We start from the raw sequence: 17,794 nt of genomic DNA on the forward strand, positions 1-17,794 counted from the left end.
GCCGCTCCCGTCGATCAGTCGCCGGCCTCACCGGCCACGAACCCGGTTCCGACGCAGGGAGCCACCTCGCTCACTGCACCCTGTCCGCGCACGGGAGGCCGCGGGACGCCGTCCCCTTTGCACGCAGGCTGGTCGCCGCTGCGAGGGGCCGACTCACCCTGCGTCGTCGGCGTCTGGTCGTCGGCGAGAACGCGAGGATGGGGAACCGTTGGCGATGTTACCGGTACCATTAGCGCTAACACAATGGTCTTGCATAACGAACTCTCAGTTTCGAACGATTTTCGATGGCCTGAGCGTGCGACTGGGAGCTCGATCACACCCGCGCACGTGAGCGTCCCGCCTCGGAACACCGGGACGGGACGCTCGCGTGTCTGGATGTCGGATGCTCAGCCGTTCGGGTCCGGATGGTGGGCCAAGGGTGTGCCCTGAGCGGCCTTCGCCTCCACCGCAGAGGCCGGTCCGCGCAGCACACGTGCGATGCCGACGGCGACGACGGCACCGATGACCGGACCCAAGAGATACACCCAGTAGCCGCTGAAGTCGCCCGTGGCCAGTGCGGGGCCGAAACTGCGCGCCGGGTTCATGGACGCCCCCTCGAACGGGCCTCCCATCGTGCCCCAGGCGATGATGTAGCCGCCGACGGCGATCGGGATGAAGGGCCCGTTGAGTTTGGGGCCGTTCGCCATGTTGAGCACGAGCAGCACGAGACCGCACGTGAGCACCGCCTCGAATCCGACCGCCGACCATTCCAGTCCCGGTTGCGGCCTCGTGGCGGCCAGGTCACCGCCCCCGCCGGCGAAGGCGAGCGCCAGCAGCGAGCCCGCGGATGCCGCCGCGAACTGCACGAGCCAATAGAACCCGGCCATGATCCAGCCCATGTCGCCACGAAGGGCGAAGGCGAGCGTGACGGCCGGATCGAAGTGGGCCGACATGTCGCCGAGGAAGAAGACGGCGACCATGAGCCAGAGTCCGGAGACGGCGGAGAGCACCAGCGCGAGCTGCCACACCCCGATCTGACCGCCCCACCGCGTGATGATCGCCGCGCCGCCCGACAGGATGAACGTGAGACCGCCGACCCCGATCGCCTCAGACATAAGCCTGCGCAGGCGATGCCGCGGGTTCGTCCAGTCCGCGTAGGCCCGAGGGCCTCCCACGGACGCGATGAACTCCTGCTTCGCCTGCGGGATCCCGCGCCCGATGGGACTCGACCCGCTCATGATCGTTCCTCCCCTCTCGGGCGCAGCTCAGGCACCGCCGACTCCGGACCCGATCATGTTCGCCGGAACGACGATCTTGTCGAACTGCTCGGCCGTCACCTTGCCGGAAGCGAGCGCGGCTTCGCGCAACGTCTGCCCCTTCGCGAGCGCGGCCTCCGCGATGTGCGCGGCGTTCTGGTAGCCGATGGCGGGGCTCAGCGCGGTGACGAGCATCAGGCTGTCCTCGACGTACGCGGAGATCCTGCTCTCGTTGAGCTGCGTTCCCTTGACCGAGTAAGTGAGGAACTTCTCGCAGCCGTCGCCGAGGATGCGCGCGGAGTGCAGCACGTTGTTGATGATGATCGGACGCATCGCGTTGAGTTCGAAGTTGCCCTGCGAGCCGGCGAACGCGACGGCGGAATCATCGCCGATCACCTGGATCGAGATCATGACGATGGCCTCGCACTGGGTGGGATTGACCTTTCCCGGCATGATCGAGGACCCCGGCTCGTTCGAGGGGAGGATGAGCTCGGCGAGGCCCGTCCGAGGACCGGAGGCGAGCCATCGCATGTCGTTGGCGACCTTCATCAGCGTCACCGCGATGCCGCGGAACGCCGCGTGCACCCGAACCATCGCGTCCAGCGAGCCCTGCACCTCGAACTTGTTCGGCGCCGTGACGAAGGGCTTGCCCGTGAGTTCGGCGATCTTCGCCGCCACATTCTTCGAGAAACCGGCCGGCGCGTTCAGCCCGGTGCCCACGGCGGTGCCGCCCAGCGCGAGCTCGTACAGGCCGTCGCGCGCGTGCTCGACGTCGCGAATGCCCTTCTCCAGCTGCGCGGCGTAGCCCGACCACTCCTGCCCGACGGTGAGCGGCACCGCGTCCTCGAGGTGCGTGCGACCGATCTTGACGACGCCCATCCATTGCCGGGACTTCTCTGCGATCTCTCGGTGCAGCTCTCTCAGTCGGGGCAGCAGTCGCTCATCGATCTCGGTGACGGCGGCGATGTTCATCGCGGTCGGGAACGAGTCGTTGCTGGATTGCCCCATGTTCACGTCGTCATTGGGGCCGACCGGGTGCTGGGACCCGAGCGTGCCACCCAGAAGCTGGATCGCGCGGTTCGAGATGACCTCGTTGACGTTCATGTTGCTCTGCGTGCCCGAACCCGTCTGCCAGACGTACAGCGGGAACTCGGTGTCGAGCTTGCCGGCGATCGTCTCATCCGCCGCCTGCGTGATGACACGCGCCTTCCACGACGGCAGCCGTCCCGCAGCCTCGTTCACCAGCGCGGCGGCCTTCTTCACATACCCGTAGGCGCGGTAGACCTCGACCGGCATGTGATCGTGCCCGATCGAGAAATGCAGCAGCGAACGCTGGGTCTGCGCACCCCAGTAACGGTCGGCCGGGACGGCGACCTGTCCCATGCTGTCGAACTCGATGCGCTCGCCCGACGCGTCCAGTCCGATCGGGACGTCGACGTAGACAGGGATGTCGGTGGTGCTGGCGGCAGTGCTCATGATCGATATCTCCGCTTCTGCTTCAGACGAGCCGGTCGACTCACGCCAGCGACGTTAGGAAGCACAGCGCCCGCCGCGCTGCGACATCGGGAGGAAGCGCGCCAGACCCTCGACGGAATCTGACGGGCCATACCGCCGGTCACCCCCCGACGGCCGGCGTCGGCGCTATCGTCGCCTCGTGATCTCTGCTCCGCTGGCGTTGCGAGACGTATCGATCCGCTATCCGCGCGGCGGACAGCCCGATCTCGTCATCATCGAGAGCCTGTCCCTCGATGTTCCCGCCGGACGCATGCACTGTCTCGCCGGCCGCAGCGGTTCCGGCAAGACGAGCGTGCTGAAGACGGCTGCGGGTCTCGTGCGACCGACCTCCGGCAGCGTGGCGTGGTCGGGAATCGAGGTGTCGGCGCAGAGCGACGATACGACCACCGCACTGCGACGCACTCACGTCGGCTACCTCGACCAGGGCGGAGTGCTGATCGACGGCCTGACCTCCCTCGAGAACGTGCTGCTGCCGGCGGTCCCCGACCGGCGCAGCCGCGATCTCGGTCGCAAGGCGCGGGATCTCCTGGGCCGCCTCGGCGTCGGTGGGCGGGCGCGGTCTCATCCCGCGGAGCTCTCCGGCGGCGAACGCCAGCGGGTGGCGCTCGCCCGTGCGCTCCTGCTCGAGCCGCGTCTGCTGGTGGTGGACGAACCGACGGCGAGCCTCGATCGACAGAACGCCGACGGTGTGATCGCGCTGCTGCGCTCGATCGCGGATGCGGGCACGGCCGTCCTCGTCTCGGCACACGACCCGCAGCTCATCGAGGCCGCCGACACCCGAACCGTGATGAGATGAGCCCGCGCGTTCCCCGCCGCGATCGAGCGCGCGTTCCGCGCGCACTCGCCCGCTTTCTCCGCCGACGCCTGCGCCTGACCTCGCTCGCGCTCATCGGGATCGTGCTGGTGGCGGCATCCGGGTTGCAGAGCGCGTCCGCGGACGCCCTGCGCGAGACGCTCGATGCCAACTGGCGCGGCGACTACGACATCCTCGTGACGGCGGGCGGTTCGTCACCGCTCAGCGGCGCGAGCGGGGGTCTGCTCGGCCCCGGCGCCCTGACCGATGCGAGCCTCGGTCACATCGCGAGTGCGGATGTGGCACGCGTCCAGGGCGTGGAGGGAGTCGACGTCGCCGCTCCGATCGGCGCGTTCACGACGCCCACGACCGATGTCGCCAAGGCGACGCTGCTCGTTCCGCTGGACGGCTCTGCGGCGGGACCCCGCGCCTACCGGGTGTCGACCTCGTTGCTCATCGACGACGGCGTCACTCCCGCGCACACGATCGATGCGAGTGTCGACATCGTCGTCGATCAGACGGCATGGGAGGGATATCGCCAACTGCAGGACGGCGAGAACCGACCGGTGCGTGCCGTGACTTCGGCCGGCGAGATCGGCTACGGCGCGGAGACCGACGTCGACCGCAACGTGGCGTGGACGTTCGGCGGATGGGAGTCGGCCGAACAGCCGCCGCCCGGCGAGGGGGTGGTAGCACTCACACTGCCGGTCGAGGCCGTCCGGACCGCCCACGTGGTGCTGGTCGACCCTGTCGCCGAGAAGCGGCTCCTCGGCGCCGCCGGAGCGGTCATGAATCCCCTCATCGAGACGAGCGCGCTGATCGGCCGCTTGGGAGACAACTTCTTCGACCCCGCCGATCCCCCGTCGCCGGGCGATGATCTGAACACGCTGTTCGAGAAGGGCGTCGCAACGCGACCCACGCCGATCCTCACCCGGGCCGTCGACACACCGGCCGCGCATCTGGAGGTGGCGCTGACCCCGCTGGACGCGCCGAGCGACGAGCTCGCAGCCACCCTGACGCGTGCGTCCGCAGGTGACGACGGCGTCTTCCCGGATCTCGACGCCGCGGGCGCAGGCCCGACCACCACTCTCTACTCGGGTGAACCCGGCGACGCGCTCTCTCCCCTGACCTTCGACAGCGTCGATATCCCGTGGCCCGGCTGGACGCCGCCGCCGGCGACCTCCTACGCGCGATATCCGATGTTCCGACTCGCCGGCTCCCCCGTCCTCTCGGCCGTGGATCCGCAGGCGACCACGCTCGCTCATGCCGTCCCCGCCGACGGTCCGGCCGGCCAGAACGACGCATCCGCGCCCGAGCTCCGGCTGCGGGCGACAGGCGAGTCCGACGGCGAGCTGCTCTTCTCGTCCGTGACGCCCTTCCCGGGGACGGATGCGGGCACGGCCGGCCCGTACGAGACGAACACGTGGCCGGTCGGCACCTTCACGCCCGCGCAGCTGCAGGACACGGGGGCGGCGCTGGGGCAAGTGGGGCTCGGGTACGACGAGTCCGCACCGATCATCGTCGACGGCACGGACGCCGCCGCAGGCACCGCGCTGCCCGCATCCTTCTCGGGGCTCGGGCTGAACACCTCCGGCGCCTTCGCGATCGCGGATCTGCAGAACGCACAGTATCTGCACATGACAGATCCGGTCTCCTCGATCCGGGTCCGCGTCGCGGGCATCGACGGGTACACCGCCGATGCCCGGGCCAAGATCCTCGACGTGGCATCCCGCATCCGGGACCTCGGCCTGACCGTCACCATCGTCGCGGGATCGTCGTTCGAGACGGTGCCGGTGGCGCTCGAACCGCCCACGGGCGCCGCCGGTGACGACGCACACCTCGTCGTCACGCAGGAGTACTCGAGACTCGGCGCGGCCGCGATGGCCTCCGAGGGCGTCTCCGGAACGAACCTGGCACTCCTGGTGATGTCGATGCTCGCGGCGACCGCTCTGCTGCTGTTCACGCAGGTGAGCTCGATCGCCTCGCGGCGGGCGGATGCGGCGGTGCTCCGCCAAGTGGGGTGGACCCGACGACGCATCCGCACCTGGTTCCTCTCCGAAGAGGCCGTCGCGACTCTTCTGCTGATCGGAATCGGCGCCGTCACGCTGCTGACGTCGGCCGTGATCGAGACGACCTCGTATCTGGTCGGGATCGCCGTCGCGGCGAGCGCCGTGGGCTCCACCGTGCTGGTGGCGCGCAGCGCCCTCGTGCGCACCGTCGCCGTCCGCCGACCGCGCACCGGATCGGGCGCGGTCACGACACCGGCCCTGCTGGGTCTGCGCAACGCCCGCACGAGCGGGGCGACGACACTGGCACTGGCCGCGGCCCTGGCGCTCGTCGCCTTGGCCGCCTCGACCGCGGTCGCGGTGCTCATGGCGGGCCGAGCCGCCGCGGGAGACTCACGCCTGGGATCGTTCGCCGCGACACAGGCGCTCGTTCCGCAGGGCACCCTGATCGCCGTGACCCTCGGAGCCGCCTGCATCCTCCTCGTCGTCATCCGACGTCTCGGGCTCGAGCGGCGCACGAGCGCGGAGCTGACGCTGCGCGCGATGGGATGGCAGCGCACACACCTGCGGCGCGCGGCGGCGGCCGAGATCTTCACCGCGGCGGTGCCGGGCGTGATGGCGGGGGCGGCGCTGGCGACGGCGGGTGCGCTGGCCTTCGCGCCCGCAGCGACCGTCGCGGCCGTCGTCGTCGGCACCATCGCGGCCACCGTCGCGGGGCTGATCCTCGTCAGCGACGGGGCGCGGTCGTCGGGTCGGCGAGGATCGGCGCGAAGGCGAGCTCGGCGGGCCCGATGAGCATGAGTCGCGAGCGCAGCCGGGAACGCTCGAGGCGCACGACGCGCCCCTCCGCTCCCAGCGGATGCAAGCGCACCGCTGCCGACAGCCGCTCTCTGCTGACAGAGAGAAGCGACCCCAGATAGCCCGAGAGCACCACGAGCTCGGGGCTGAAGGCGTTGACGAAGTTGGTCAGAGCGATCGAGAGCACGTCGACCTGCCGCGCGACCTCCGCCATGACCTTCGGGTCGCGTGCGACCCCCAGTTCGACATCCAGTTCGTCCTCGTCGAGCCGGCGGCGCCCCAGCAACGGCTCGATCAGACTCAGATCGACCTCCGCCTCCAGGCATCCCCGCCGACCGCAGACGCACCTGATGCCACCGGGGTTGACGACCGTGTGACCGAGCTCGCCCGCATAGCCGGACGTGCCGCGCAGCAGCGTGCCGTCCATGATGACGCCGCCCCCGATGCCGCGCAGCGAGCCGCCGAGGTAGAGCAGATTGCGCACCCCGCGTGCGACGCCGAAGCGCGTCTCCACGAGCGCACCGATGCTGGCGTCGTTGCCCGCCGTGACGTGCATCCCGAGCTTGTCGGACATCCGGGCCGCGATGGGCTCGTGCCGCCACTGCAGCGTGGGTGCAACCAGCACCGATCCGCGGGCGTCGACCAGGCCCGGCACCGCGAGTCCCACCCCGACCACGCGATAGTGCCGATCGATATCGGCACGCATCACGTTGATGAGATCGACGGCGAGCTGGACGAAGCGGCGCGGGCTGACGGGCCGGGCGGTGTCGTGGTGGAGGCGAGCGTGCACCGTGCCACCGAGTCCGATGAGCGCGACCGTGACGCCGTCCGCATCCACACCGACGCTGATCGCCGAGACCGCGTCGTCGACCTGCAGCTCCGAGATGGGCCGGCCCGCCTTGCCCGTCGAGGGCACCGCCGGTAGCTCCCTCACCAGAGCCGCGTCCATCAGCTCCGAGACGAGGCCCGTGATCGTCGAGCGGTTGAGCCCGGTCTGAGCACTGAGCTGCGCGCGAGAGAGGGTGCCGTTCAGGCGGAGCTCCGAGAGCACGGCCACGAGGTTCTGCCGGCGGACCGCGTCATTCGTGGTTCCACCCCCCGCGGAGCCCGCGGGGGGTGGAAGTTCAGGCCCCGTCGCGACGGTCACCGCAGTCACCCGGCAATTCTGGCACGGCGTCCGGCGGTCGCCCGGCGCGGGGCGGGGCGCTCACGCGCCGCCGCTGCGCCGCTTGTTGAAGATGTCGAAGGCGACTGCCAGCAGCAGCACGATGCCCTTGATCGCCATCTGCCACGCCGCATCCACGCTGAGGATCGACAGGCCCATGTTGAGCACGCCCATCACGAGACCACCGATCACGGCGCCGACGACCGTGCCGATACCGCCCTGAACCGCGGCCCCGCCGATGAAGACGGCGGCGATCGCATCCAGCTCGTAGTTCTGACCCGCCGAGGCGACGGCGCTGCCGGCACGGGCCGTGCTCACCACGGCGGCGAGGCCCGCGAGCACACCCATGTTGACGAAGATGAAGAAGTTGACCCATCTCGTCTTCACACCGCTCATGACGGCGGCGAACAGGTTGCCGCCCATCGCGTAGATGTGCCGGCCGAACACCGTGCGATTGAGCACGAACGTGTACGCGAGCACGAGCACAGCGAGGATGATGAGCACGATCGGCGTTCCGTTGTACGTGGCGAGCGTCCACGCCGTCGCCATGATCGCCACGACCGCGACCGCGTTCTTCAGCCAGAACGACCACGCGACCTCGCGCGGCAGCTCCATCCGGCGCAGCGTGGCGCGCGTGCGCAGCTGCTGAGCCACGAGTGCGACCGAGGCGAGCAGGCCGAGCACGAGGGTGAGCGCATCACGGTCCGCGACGTAGCCGAAGACGGGCGGAAGCCACCCGGCGCCGATCGCGGTGAAGCCGTCGGGGAGCCCGCTGATCGTGCCACCGGTCAGCAGAACGAGGGTGAGACCGCGGAACAGGAGCATGCCGGCCAGGGTCACGATGAACGCCGGTATCCCCACGAACGCCACCCAGAACCCCTGCCATGCGCCGACGACCGCGCCGACGACGAGGGAGAGGATGACCGCCGCCCACCACGGCAGCCCCCAGTTGTTCATGGAGATCGCCGCGATCGCGCCCACCATGGCCACGACCGACCCGACCGACAGATCGATGTGACCGGCGATGATGACCATCACCATGCCGATCGCGAGGATCAGGACGTACGCGTTCTGCTGGATGAGGTTGTTGACGTTGCCGGGCATCAGGAGGCGCCCACCGGTCATCACCTGGAACAGGACGATGATGATGACCAGGGCGGCCAGGATGCCGTACTGACGGAAGTTGATCCGAGCGAGCAGACCCCGCCTCTTCTTCGGCGGGGTGTCCACCGTCTGCGTCGACGCAGTAGCCATGTCAGTTCCTTCCGGCGGTCATGTGCCGCATGAGCGTTTCCTGGGTCGCGTCGGCACGGTCGACCTCTGCCGTGATGCGCCCTTCGGAGATGGTGTAGATGCGGTCGGAGAGCCCGATGACCTCGGGAAGCTCCGAGGAGATGACGATGACCGCCTTCCCCTGCGCCGCGAGTTCGTTGATGATGCCGTAGATCTCGTACTTGGCCCCCACGTCGATGCCGCGGGTGGGTTCGTCGAGGATGAGCACGTCGGGTCCCGTGAACATCCACTTCGAGAGCACGACCTTCTGCTGGTTACCACCGGACAACCGGCCCGTGATCGCGGCGACGCTGGGCGCCTTGATGTTCATCTTGTAGCGGTACGAGTCGGCGACCTTGTACTCGCGGTAGCGGTCGACGACACCGAGCCGCGCCAGTCGCGCGAGCGCGGACGCGGAGACGTTCACCTGGATGTCGCCGATGAGGTTCAGGCCGTACTTCTTGCGGTCCTCGGTGGCGTAGGCGATGCCGTGGCGGATCGCCGCATCCACCGTGCGGACGTCGATCCGCTCGCCGTTCTTGTAGACCTCACCCGAGATGCCGGTGCCGTACATGCGACCGAAGACGCTCATCGCGAGCTCGGTGCGTCCTGCTCCCATGAGACCGGCGAAGCCGACGATCTCGCCCGCGCGCACCATGAAGGATGCGTCGTCGATCACCACGCGCTCGGTGTCGACGGGGTGGTGCACGGTCCAGTGCTCGACGCGGAACAGCTCCTCGCCGATGTCGGGCTCGCGCGGCGGGAACAGGCTGTTGAGATCGCGGCCGACCATGGCGCGGATGATGCGTCCTTCGTCGGTCTCCGGATCGTCTCGGCGCATCGTCTCGATCGTGCGACCATCGCGGATGATGGTGATGCGATCGGCGATGCGCAGCACCTCCTTCAGCTTGTGGCTGATGATGATGCACGTGATCCCCTGCGCCCGCAGCTGGTCGATGAGATCGAGCAGATGGGCGGAGTCGTCGTCGTTGAGCGCCGCGGTGGGCTCATCGAGGATGAGCAGCTTCACTTCTTTGGCCAGCGCCTTCGCGATCTCGACGAGCTGCTGCTTGCCGACACCGAGTTCGAAGATCTTCGTCGCGGGGTTCTCTTTGAGGCCCACCCGCGCGAGAAGGGCTGCGGCCTCCCGGTTGGTGGCGTTCCAGTCGATGACGCCCCGCCGCGACTTCTCGTTGCCGAGGAAGATGTTCTCGGCGATCGAGAGGTACGGACTCAGCGCGAGTTCCTGGTGGATGATCACGATGCCGGCCGCTTCGCTGTCGTTGATCGAGCGGAACGCGACCTGCTGCCCGGAGAGGGTGATCGTGCCCTGGAAGCTGCCCGCCGGGTAGACGCCGCTGAGCACCTTCATGAGCGTGGACTTGCCTGCGCCGTTCTCGCCGCAGATCGCGTGCACCTCGCCGGGATAGACGTCGATGGAGACGTCGGAGAGCGCCGGCACGCCGTTGAAGGACTTGGAGATCCCCGCCATGCGCAGGATCGGTTCGGTCATGGTGTGTCCCTTCGCCGCCCACGGGCGACGCTCGAGCGGCGGGGCGGGTTGAGACCCGCCCCGCCGCGTGGATGGATCAGAGACCGACGTCGGAGGCCTTGAGGAAGCCGGAGTCGATGAGCTTCGACTGCACGTCGTCCTTCGTGACCACCTCGGGCGTCAGCAGGAACGACGGCACGACCTTCTTGCCGTTGTCGTAGGTCTTGGTGTCGTTGACCTCGACCTCCTTGCCCTGCGTGATCTCCTGGATCATCGTGAACACGCGGTCACCGAGCGCACGCGTGTCCTTCCAGACCGTCATGGACTGGAGGCCGTCGAGGATGGCCTTGACGTTGGCCTTGTCCGCATCCTGACCGGTGATGATCGGGTAGTCCGCACCCGCGGTGTAGCCCGCCGACTTCAGCGACGCCTCGATGCCGATCGCGAGGCTGTCGTTGGGCGAGAGCACCACGTTCACCTTCTTGCCGTCGCCGTAGAACGACGAGAGGCGGTTGTCCATCTCGGCCTGCGCCTTGTCGGACGCCCAGCCCTGGATGCCGATCGACGCCCACGCGTCGTCGTTCGCGGGAGCCTTGCCGCTGGGAACGACCAGCTGCCCCTTGTCGACGTAGGGCTTCAGGACGTCCCACGCGCCGGCGAAGAAGAACTTCGCGTTGTTGTCGTCGGGGCTGCCGGCGAAGGGCTCGAGGTTGAACGGTCCCTTGCCGTCCTTGAGGCCCAGCTGGGTTTCGATGTACTGACCCTGCAGGGTGCCGACCTTGTAGTTGTCGAACGTGGCGTAGTAGTCGACGTTCTCGCTGCCGTTGATGAGGCGGTCGTAGGCGATGACGGTCGCGTCCTGTGCCTTCGCCTCCTCCAGCACCGGGCCGAGCGTGGAGCCGTCGATGGCGGCGATCACGAGGATCTTCGCGCCGCCGGCGAGCTGGTTCTGGATCTGGCTGATCTGCTGATCGGTCTTGTTGTCGGCGTACTGCAGATCGACGGTGCAGCCGGCATCCTTCAGCTTGGCCTGCAGCTGCTCGCCGTCGTTGATCCAGCGCTCGAGGCTGCGGGTGGGCATCGCGATGCCGACATTGCAGTCGGTCGAGGCGGCGGCGCCGGACGGGTCGTCGCCGCCCCGCGTCGACGAACACGCGGCGAGGCTGATGGCGAGGGCGCCGACCGCCACGGCCGCAAGGAGCTTGTTCTTCATGTGATGTGCGTTTCCTCTCTGAATCGCAAGGCCGATAGCGGCGCGCCCGCACTGTCGCTGCGGCGGGCTCGGGGCTTCGTCGTCCCGGCTGATGACCGTCGGAATTATGACGGCTCCGTAAAATTAACCACCGCAGCCGATTTTGTCTAGAGGCACAACATAATCGGGTGGGAGCGATCCCTCCCGCGGCGAACGAGCGTGCCTGCGCGCGAGCGAGCATCCCTTCGTCGAGCGAGCATCAGATGGGGCGCGCGCTCGATGAACGGGTGCTCGCTCGGAGATCGCGAGGGCGACGGTCTACTGGTTGCGGAAGGCGTCGTCGAAGGATGCGGCGGGCTGAGGCCAGAGCAGGCTCCGGACGAAACCGACGGCCTCGGCGGCGCCGTGGAGGCGGTCCATGCCGGCGTCTTCCCATTCGATCGAGATCGGCCCCGTGTAGCCGATGGCGTCGAGGGCGCGGAAGGAGTCCTCCCAGGGCACGTCGCCGTGACCGGTGGAGACGAAGTCCCAGCCCCGGCGCGGGTCCCCCCACGGCAGGTGCGAGCCCAGGACCCCTGCCCGGCCGTTACGAGGCCGCATCCGCGTGTCCTTGCAGTCCACGTGGTAGATCCGGTCCTGGAAATCCCAGATGAACCCGACCGGGTCGATGTTCTGCCACATCATGTGCGACGGGTCCCAATTGAAGCCGAACGCCCCCCGATGATCGATCGCCTCGAGCGCGCGGACCGAACTCCAGTAGTCGTAGGCGATCTCCCCCGGATGCACCTCGTGCGCGAACCGGACCCCCTCCGAATCGAACACGTCCAGGATCGGATTCCACCGCGCCGCGAAGTCCTCGAAACCGCCCTCGATGACGGAGGCCGGCACCGGCGGGAACATCGCCACATACGGCCAGATCGACGACCCCGTGAAACCCACCACCGTGTCGACACCGAGCTTGCGCGCCACCCGCGCCGCACGCGTCATATCCTCCGCCGCCCGCCGACGCACCCCCTCCGCATCCCCATCACCCCACACGTACTCACGCAGGATCGCCTCATGCCGGAAATCGATCGGCGCATCACATACCGCCTGCCCGGCCAGGTGGTTCGAGATCGCGAACACCCCCAGTCCGTGCCTGTCCAGGATCTCCACGCGCGACGCAACGTAAGCGTCATCCTCATCCGCACGACGCAGATCCAAGTGATCCCCGGACGCGGCGATCTCCAGCCCCTCGTACCCCCAGGATGCGGCGAGGCGAGCAACCTCCTCGAACGGGAGATCCGCCCACTGACCCGTGAACAACGTGACAGGATGCGTGCTCATCGACTCTTCTCCTCCGGGGTCGGCCTTCTGTCGGCATCCTGTCACAAGTCGCACATCCACCCGACTAATCCCGGAGAAGGTGAAGCAGAACACGTGTGATTTACTACCCCTATGACGGACGCGGGCAGGGCCCTGGGGAGCGCTCCCGCCGGCGCCGGAGACATCTTCCAGCTCCTGCTCGACGGACACGCGCGCACGAAAGCGGACCTGGTCCATCTCACGGGCCTGGCCCGCTCGACCGTATCGTCGCGCGTCGACGCATTGCTCGCTTCGGGGCTGGTCTCCCCCGCCGGCGAAGCAGCGTCGACGGGCGGGCGGCCGCCGTCGCGTGTCGCGTTCAACCCGCGCGCGGGACTCGTGCTCGCGGTCGATCTGGGCGCCTCCCACGCCACCATCGCCGTCTCCGACCTGAGCGGTCGCATCCTCGCCTCGGTCACGCATCCGATGGACATCGCCAGCGGCCCCGTCGCTGTGCTCGACCACGTCGCCGAGCAGGGCACGACACTGTTGGACGATGCGACGCTCGCGGCAATCCCCCTGACAGGGGTCGGGATCGGAGTACCGGGTCCGGTCGAGCACTCGAGCGGCCGCCCGTACAACCCGCCGATCATGCCCGGCTGGGATCGCTTCGACATCCCCTCCTACATCCGACGCACGTTCGACGTCCCCGTCTTCGTCGACAACGACGTCAACCTGCTGGCGCTCGGCGAGCAGGCGGCGAGCTTCCCCGAGACGACAGATCTGATCTTCGTGAAGGTCGCCACGGGCATCGGCGCCGGAATCATCGCGGGCGGACGCCTGCAGCGCGGCGCCCAGGGGTCCGCGGGCGACATGGGTCACGTGCGCGTGCCTCACACGAGCGCGTCCCGCGGCCGACGCTCCGCAGAGCTCGACCTCGAGGACCTCGCCAGCGGGAGCGCGATCGCTGCCGCCTTGCGCGACCAGGGGGTCGCAGCCGAGACGAGCCAGGACGTGATCGAACTCGTCCGCGCCGGCAACGCGGCGGCCATCGAGGCCCTGCGCCAAGCCGGACGCGATGTCGGCGAGGTGCTGTCGACAGTCGTCAACCTGCTGAACCCGTCGGTCATCGTGCTCGGCGGGAGCATCGCCCGCGCCGGGGAGCATCTCCTCGCCGGCGTGCGCGAGGTGGTCTACCGGCGCTCCATACCCCTCGCGACCCAGCACCTGGCGATCGTGCAATCGCCCACCGCCGAGCGTGCGGCGGTGCTCGGCGCGGCCATGCTCGTCGTACGCGAGGTGCTCTCTGCCGAGAACGTCAACATCCGGGTGGCGCAGGCCGCGGAGTGAACGCGTTGTGTAATCCCTGAAGGCCGCGCACGTCCAGCCCTTCCTTAGGCGGGCGGCCAGCCGCCAGGGTGGACAACGTGGACATCACGGATGAAGTCGGCACCTGGGTCGCGCAGCAGCGGTGGTACGCCGGAAAGAGCCATGAACCGCACTTCCGCGTGCTGGATGCGCAACCCGCGCCGGCCGCCACCCGATACCTCCTGATGGACGACGCCGGCACGCTCCCCGCGCTCTACCACGTGCCCGTCGGGGTGGTCTCGCACGCCGACGAGGCGGACGAGGTCATCGGCCGGACGGTCGACGGACTCCTCGTGGATGCGGCGCGCCAGAGCGCCTTCGCCATCGGCACCCTCGAGGCGATGGGCGTCGACGTGAGCCGCGTGACCGGGTCACGGGTGCTGGCGGTCGAGCAGTCCAACACCTCGATCATCTTCGACGAGGACGGCGAGCCGTCGATCATCATGAAGCTCTTCCGCACGCTCCACCACGGGGAGAACCCCGACGTCACCGTGCAGCGCGTGCTGAGCACCGCCGGATCGCCCTACGTCCCCCGGTTCTTCGGGAGCCTCGACGCCGAGTGGCCGGATGTGGGACGCGAATCCGGCGTCGCGCGCGGCACGCTCGCGTTCGCGCAGGAGTTTCTGCGCGGGGTCCGCGACGGCTGGTCGGTGGCGCTGGAGGCGGCGCGGAAGGGGCGCGACTTCACCGAGGCGGCGCGCGATCTGGGGATCGCCGTAGCCGGGGTGCACGGCGCCCTCGGCGAGACGCTCGGCGCATCCGCACCCGACCCGGATGCGGTCGCCGCCGTCGGCATCGCCTGGCGGCGGCGACTTCGGATCGCGGCGGCAGAGGTCCCGGCGGTCGCCGACCGTCTTCCGGCGATCGAGGCCGTCTACCGCGCCGCGCTCGAGCGGGCATGGCCCCTTCTGCAACGCATCCACGGGGATCTGCACCTCGGTCAGGTGCTCGCCGTCCCGCACGGTGGCTGGCGACTCGTCGACTTCGAGGGGGAGCCGCTGCGCCCGATGACCGAGCGGGCGATCCCGGATCTCCCGCCGCGTGATGTGGCGGGCATGCTGCGCTCGTTCGACTACGCGGGCGCCGTCGGTGAGGCTCCCGATGCCGCGGCGTGGTCCGCCGCGTGCCGCAGCGCTTTCCTCCAGGCGTATGCGAACGCGCCGGGTGCGGTCGCGCTCGATCCCCTGCTCCTCAAAGCCCTGGTGCTCGACAAGGCCGTGTACGAGTCGGTCTACGAGGCGCGCAACCGTCCGGGCTGGCTTCCGGTCCCGCTCGCAGGCATCGATCAGGCACTGAGCGACTGATTCAGTCGGACTCCGGCTCGGGCGCGTGGAGCATCAGGAACCGCGCACCGTACGCGGGCAGTGACACCGAGAAACTCTGCAGATCGTCGACGCGGCCCACATCCTCGCCCGTGGCGGCGTCGGTCACGTCGCTCTGCGGCAGGAGGTGCTCCGAGCGCACCGTTCCGACGATCGGCTCGGCGGAGAAGTTCAGCACCGTCACCTGCATCGGCGCGTCGGCCGTCGCATCCCCGTTGTCGAGCCGGTGCACGAGGACGAGCATCGCCGCGTGCGCCACCTCCGGCACATCCACCTGGGTCGCGGTCGCGATACCGGACTCCCGACGCAGATCCAGGATGCCGGCGAGTCGGCTGGCGAAGGAGGCGGGGTCGTCGAGCTGAGCGGGCAACGGGCCGTAGAGCGCACGACCGCGCGGCATCCCCGCCGCCGACCGTGTGGCGGCGGGATCGGCGTCGAGCAGGTCGTGCGCGCCCCGCTCGATCCAGCGCGTGTCGCCGGCGGAGATGAGATCGGCGACCTCGGCCGCCGGGACGGTCAGCATCCCCACCAGATCCCACCCGGAGAGGGCGAAGACGCCGGGCTGCCACGCGTTGTACGCGCACAGGAGCAGGTGGGCGTCGCGGATGTCCGGCACGTGCTCGTCGCGGACGTCGTCGAGGCGCTCGATGCCCTGCGTCGCCGCGATCAGTGACGCCGTGGTGCAGGCGATCCCGTTCTGCGTGAAGACACGGTTGTAGTCCGCGACCCCTGTCAGGTGCTCGGTCAGTTCGGCGCGCACGAGCTCCGCCAGTTCGCCGCCCGAGACCTCGTGGCCGCGGAAGCGGTAGAGATCCTCGGCGTGGCGGGTCGCCCAGTGGACCAGCTCGTAGGTGAGCTCGTCGTGGTTCTGGAGCCCGTGGACGAGCTGCACCGGCGCAACGCCGAGTTCGAGCGACGAGGTCAGCGCGAGGCGGAGGAACTCGGTCTGCCCCGTCGCGAGCGCATGGTGGTAACCGGGTCGCCCGATGAAGTCGTACGACAGGTCTGCACCGACGGCCCCCGTGTCGCGGATGTCTTCGATCGTCAGGTTCAGCTCCTGGAAGGTGAAGCCGCCGACTTTTCGCACCATGCCCGCAATGATGTGGTTCGCCGCGTGCGAGAGCGGGTGACCCTCCGACCACGCAGGCAGACCCTCCGCGCTCTTCTCGACGCCGAGGAACCCGTTGGCATCCAGACGCAGAGCGCTCGTGCCGAGCTCCCCCAGCGAGTGGAGGGCGTCGCCGATCACCAGCCGCATCCCTGCGAAGGTCGGATCCAGCCAGTTGATCGAGGGCTGTCCCTGCTTGAAGTAATGCAGGTACACCCAGCGCCGGGTCGCGCCGTCGGGACCGATCACGGGCGCGGTGGCGCTCCAGTTGGTCTCCTTCACGCCCGGCGTGTAGAAGATCACCCGCTGCAGCGCCCCGATGATGTATCCGCGTTCGGCGAGTTCGTGCTCGGTGGCCGGGTCCAGGTTCACGCTGTCGACGCCGTCGGGCACCTCCGGGAGCAGCGACCAGTCCTCCCGCGGGATCTCGACCATGTGGTAGATGCCCGGGTAGTCCTTGAAGCCCATTTCTGCGAGGCGGAAGTCGGCACCCTTGCCGGTGTGTCCGGGGACGATGTCGTCGATCACGCTACCGCCGTACGCATCGGCGACGTCGCAGAGCGTGCGGAACTCGTCCTCGGTCCCGAAAGCGGGGTCGATCGCGGTGCTGATGCGGTCGAAGTGACCGTCGACGCTGGGGGTCTCCCCCCATCCCGCGATGCCGCCGGCGCGCTTGACGGGGCCGGTGTGGATCGCCGTGATCCCGATGCGCTCGAAGACCGCCCACAGCTCCTCGTCGCCGAGAGCCGCGAGGAAGGAGTGGCCCGGTCGGGTGATGAGCGAGATCGGATAGGCCGTGAACCACACGTCGCTCGTGGCGATAGCCCGTCGCGCGTCGGGTCGGGCGTACGGATTGCGCCACATCGCGGGCTGGCCGGACAGCTGCCGCGCCAGGACGTCCGCGTCCTTGAGCATCGACTGCCGCACGAGCCACTCGACGTAGGACGGGTTCGTGCCGTTGGCGGTGCGCGGGTCGGTGCGGATGCGGCGCACGCTGCCGCCGCGGAACTGATCGCGCGGGCGCAGCCGCCGCGGACGCGCCGGGTACCGCTGTTCGTCGTAGCTGATCTCGGATGCCTCGAGCTCGCCCTCCCCGGCCTCCGCGGCCATCTTGGGCAGGTCGATGGGGCCGGTGTAGAGGTCTTCGGGCCGGTGGTCGTCGCGCGCCATTCCTCCACGGTAGAGATTCCACCCGCTCGCCACGAGCACTGGCGCGTATCGCGCAGAACAACTATGGATGCGCG

At 69.0% G+C, this 17,794-nt stretch carries 12 protein-coding genes; 4 read left to right on the plus strand and 8 right to left on the minus strand.

Features of this window, described 5'->3' with window-relative positions:
* Positions 1 to 386 precede the first annotated feature (386 nt).
* Positions 387 to 1,217 (minus strand): MIP/aquaporin family protein, encoded by an 831-nt coding sequence (locus ACYVJS_RS05790; RefSeq protein ID WP_460738594.1) that lies wholly within the window; start codon positions 1,215 to 1,217, stop codon positions 387 to 389.
* Positions 1,218 to 1,244: 27 nt separating this feature from the next.
* Positions 1,245 to 2,711, minus strand: a complete 1,467-nt coding sequence (gene fumC, locus ACYVJS_RS05795) for a class II fumarate hydratase (protein WP_460738596.1) — start codon at positions 2,709 to 2,711, stop codon at positions 1,245 to 1,247.
* Positions 2,712 to 2,889: 178 nt separating this feature from the next.
* Here fumC and ACYVJS_RS05800 point away from each other — a divergent pair, with 178 nt between their 5' ends.
* Both ACYVJS_RS05800 and ACYVJS_RS05805 read left to right on the plus strand, forming a co-directional pair.
* The gene (locus ACYVJS_RS05800) at positions 2,890 to 3,546 is read left to right on the plus strand and encodes an ABC transporter ATP-binding protein (RefSeq protein WP_460738598.1); all 657 of its coding nucleotides are present in this window, start codon (positions 2,890 to 2,892) and stop codon (positions 3,544 to 3,546) included.
* Positions 3,543 to 6,344, plus strand: coding sequence for a hypothetical protein (locus tag ACYVJS_RS05805; RefSeq protein WP_460738600.1), 2,802 nt, complete (start codon positions 3,543 to 3,545; stop codon positions 6,342 to 6,344). Before ACYVJS_RS05800 ends, ACYVJS_RS05805 begins: the two co-directional genes overlap by 4 nt.
* Here ACYVJS_RS05805 and ACYVJS_RS05810 read toward each other — a convergent pair.
* The 5 genes from ACYVJS_RS05810 to ACYVJS_RS05830 all read right to left on the minus strand — a co-directional run bounded on the left by ACYVJS_RS05810 (position 6,277) and on the right by ACYVJS_RS05830 (position 12,794).
* A complete protein-coding gene (locus tag ACYVJS_RS05810) occupies positions 6,277 to 7,503 on the minus strand; it encodes an ROK family protein (protein ID WP_460738602.1) in 1,227 nt (408 codons plus the stop codon). The two genes, ACYVJS_RS05805 and ACYVJS_RS05810, sit on opposite strands and share 68 nt — an antisense overlap.
* Before the next feature lie 51 nt (positions 7,504 to 7,554).
* Complete coding sequence (mmsB, locus tag ACYVJS_RS05815; protein ID WP_137418164.1) at positions 7,555 to 8,766, minus strand: multiple monosaccharide ABC transporter permease; 1,212 nt, start codon at positions 8,764 to 8,766, stop codon at positions 7,555 to 7,557.
* A 1-nt stretch (position 8,767) separates the two neighbouring features.
* On the minus strand, positions 8,768 to 10,297 hold the full coding sequence (gene mmsA / locus ACYVJS_RS05820) for a multiple monosaccharide ABC transporter ATP-binding protein (RefSeq protein ID WP_137418165.1): 1,530 nt from the start codon (positions 10,295 to 10,297) through the stop codon (positions 8,768 to 8,770).
* 76 nt (positions 10,298 to 10,373) lie between these two features.
* Positions 10,374 to 11,489, minus strand: a complete 1,116-nt coding sequence (gene chvE, locus ACYVJS_RS05825; protein ID WP_460738605.1) for a multiple monosaccharide ABC transporter substrate-binding protein — start codon at positions 11,487 to 11,489, stop codon at positions 10,374 to 10,376.
* A gap of 297 nt (positions 11,490 to 11,786) precedes the next feature.
* Positions 11,787 to 12,794: a sugar phosphate isomerase/epimerase family protein gene (locus tag ACYVJS_RS05830; protein WP_460738607.1), complete on the minus strand. Its 1,008-nt coding sequence runs from the start codon at positions 12,792 to 12,794 to the stop codon at positions 11,787 to 11,789.
* A 111-nt stretch (positions 12,795 to 12,905) separates the two neighbouring features.
* On the opposite strand from ACYVJS_RS05830, the gene ACYVJS_RS05835 reads away from it, so the two are divergent.
* Together ACYVJS_RS05835 and ACYVJS_RS05840 are read left to right on the plus strand one after the other, a co-directional pair.
* Positions 12,906 to 14,102 (plus strand): ROK family protein, encoded by a 1,197-nt coding sequence (locus ACYVJS_RS05835; RefSeq protein WP_460738610.1) that lies wholly within the window; start codon positions 12,906 to 12,908, stop codon positions 14,100 to 14,102.
* A gap of 77 nt (positions 14,103 to 14,179) precedes the next feature.
* Complete coding sequence (locus tag ACYVJS_RS05840) at positions 14,180 to 15,424, plus strand: maltokinase N-terminal cap-like domain-containing protein (RefSeq protein ID WP_460738611.1); 1,245 nt, start codon at positions 14,180 to 14,182, stop codon at positions 15,422 to 15,424.
* Position 15,425: 1 nt separating this feature from the next.
* Here the strand turns inward: ACYVJS_RS05840 and treS are convergent, their stop codons facing one another.
* Entirely contained in the window at positions 15,426 to 17,720 is a 2,295-nt protein-coding gene (gene treS / locus ACYVJS_RS05845) for a maltose alpha-D-glucosyltransferase (protein ID WP_460738613.1), read from the minus strand.
* Between the last annotated feature and the right edge of the window lie 74 nt (positions 17,721 to 17,794).

It is taken from the genome of Microbacterium neimengense (assembly GCF_054782995.1).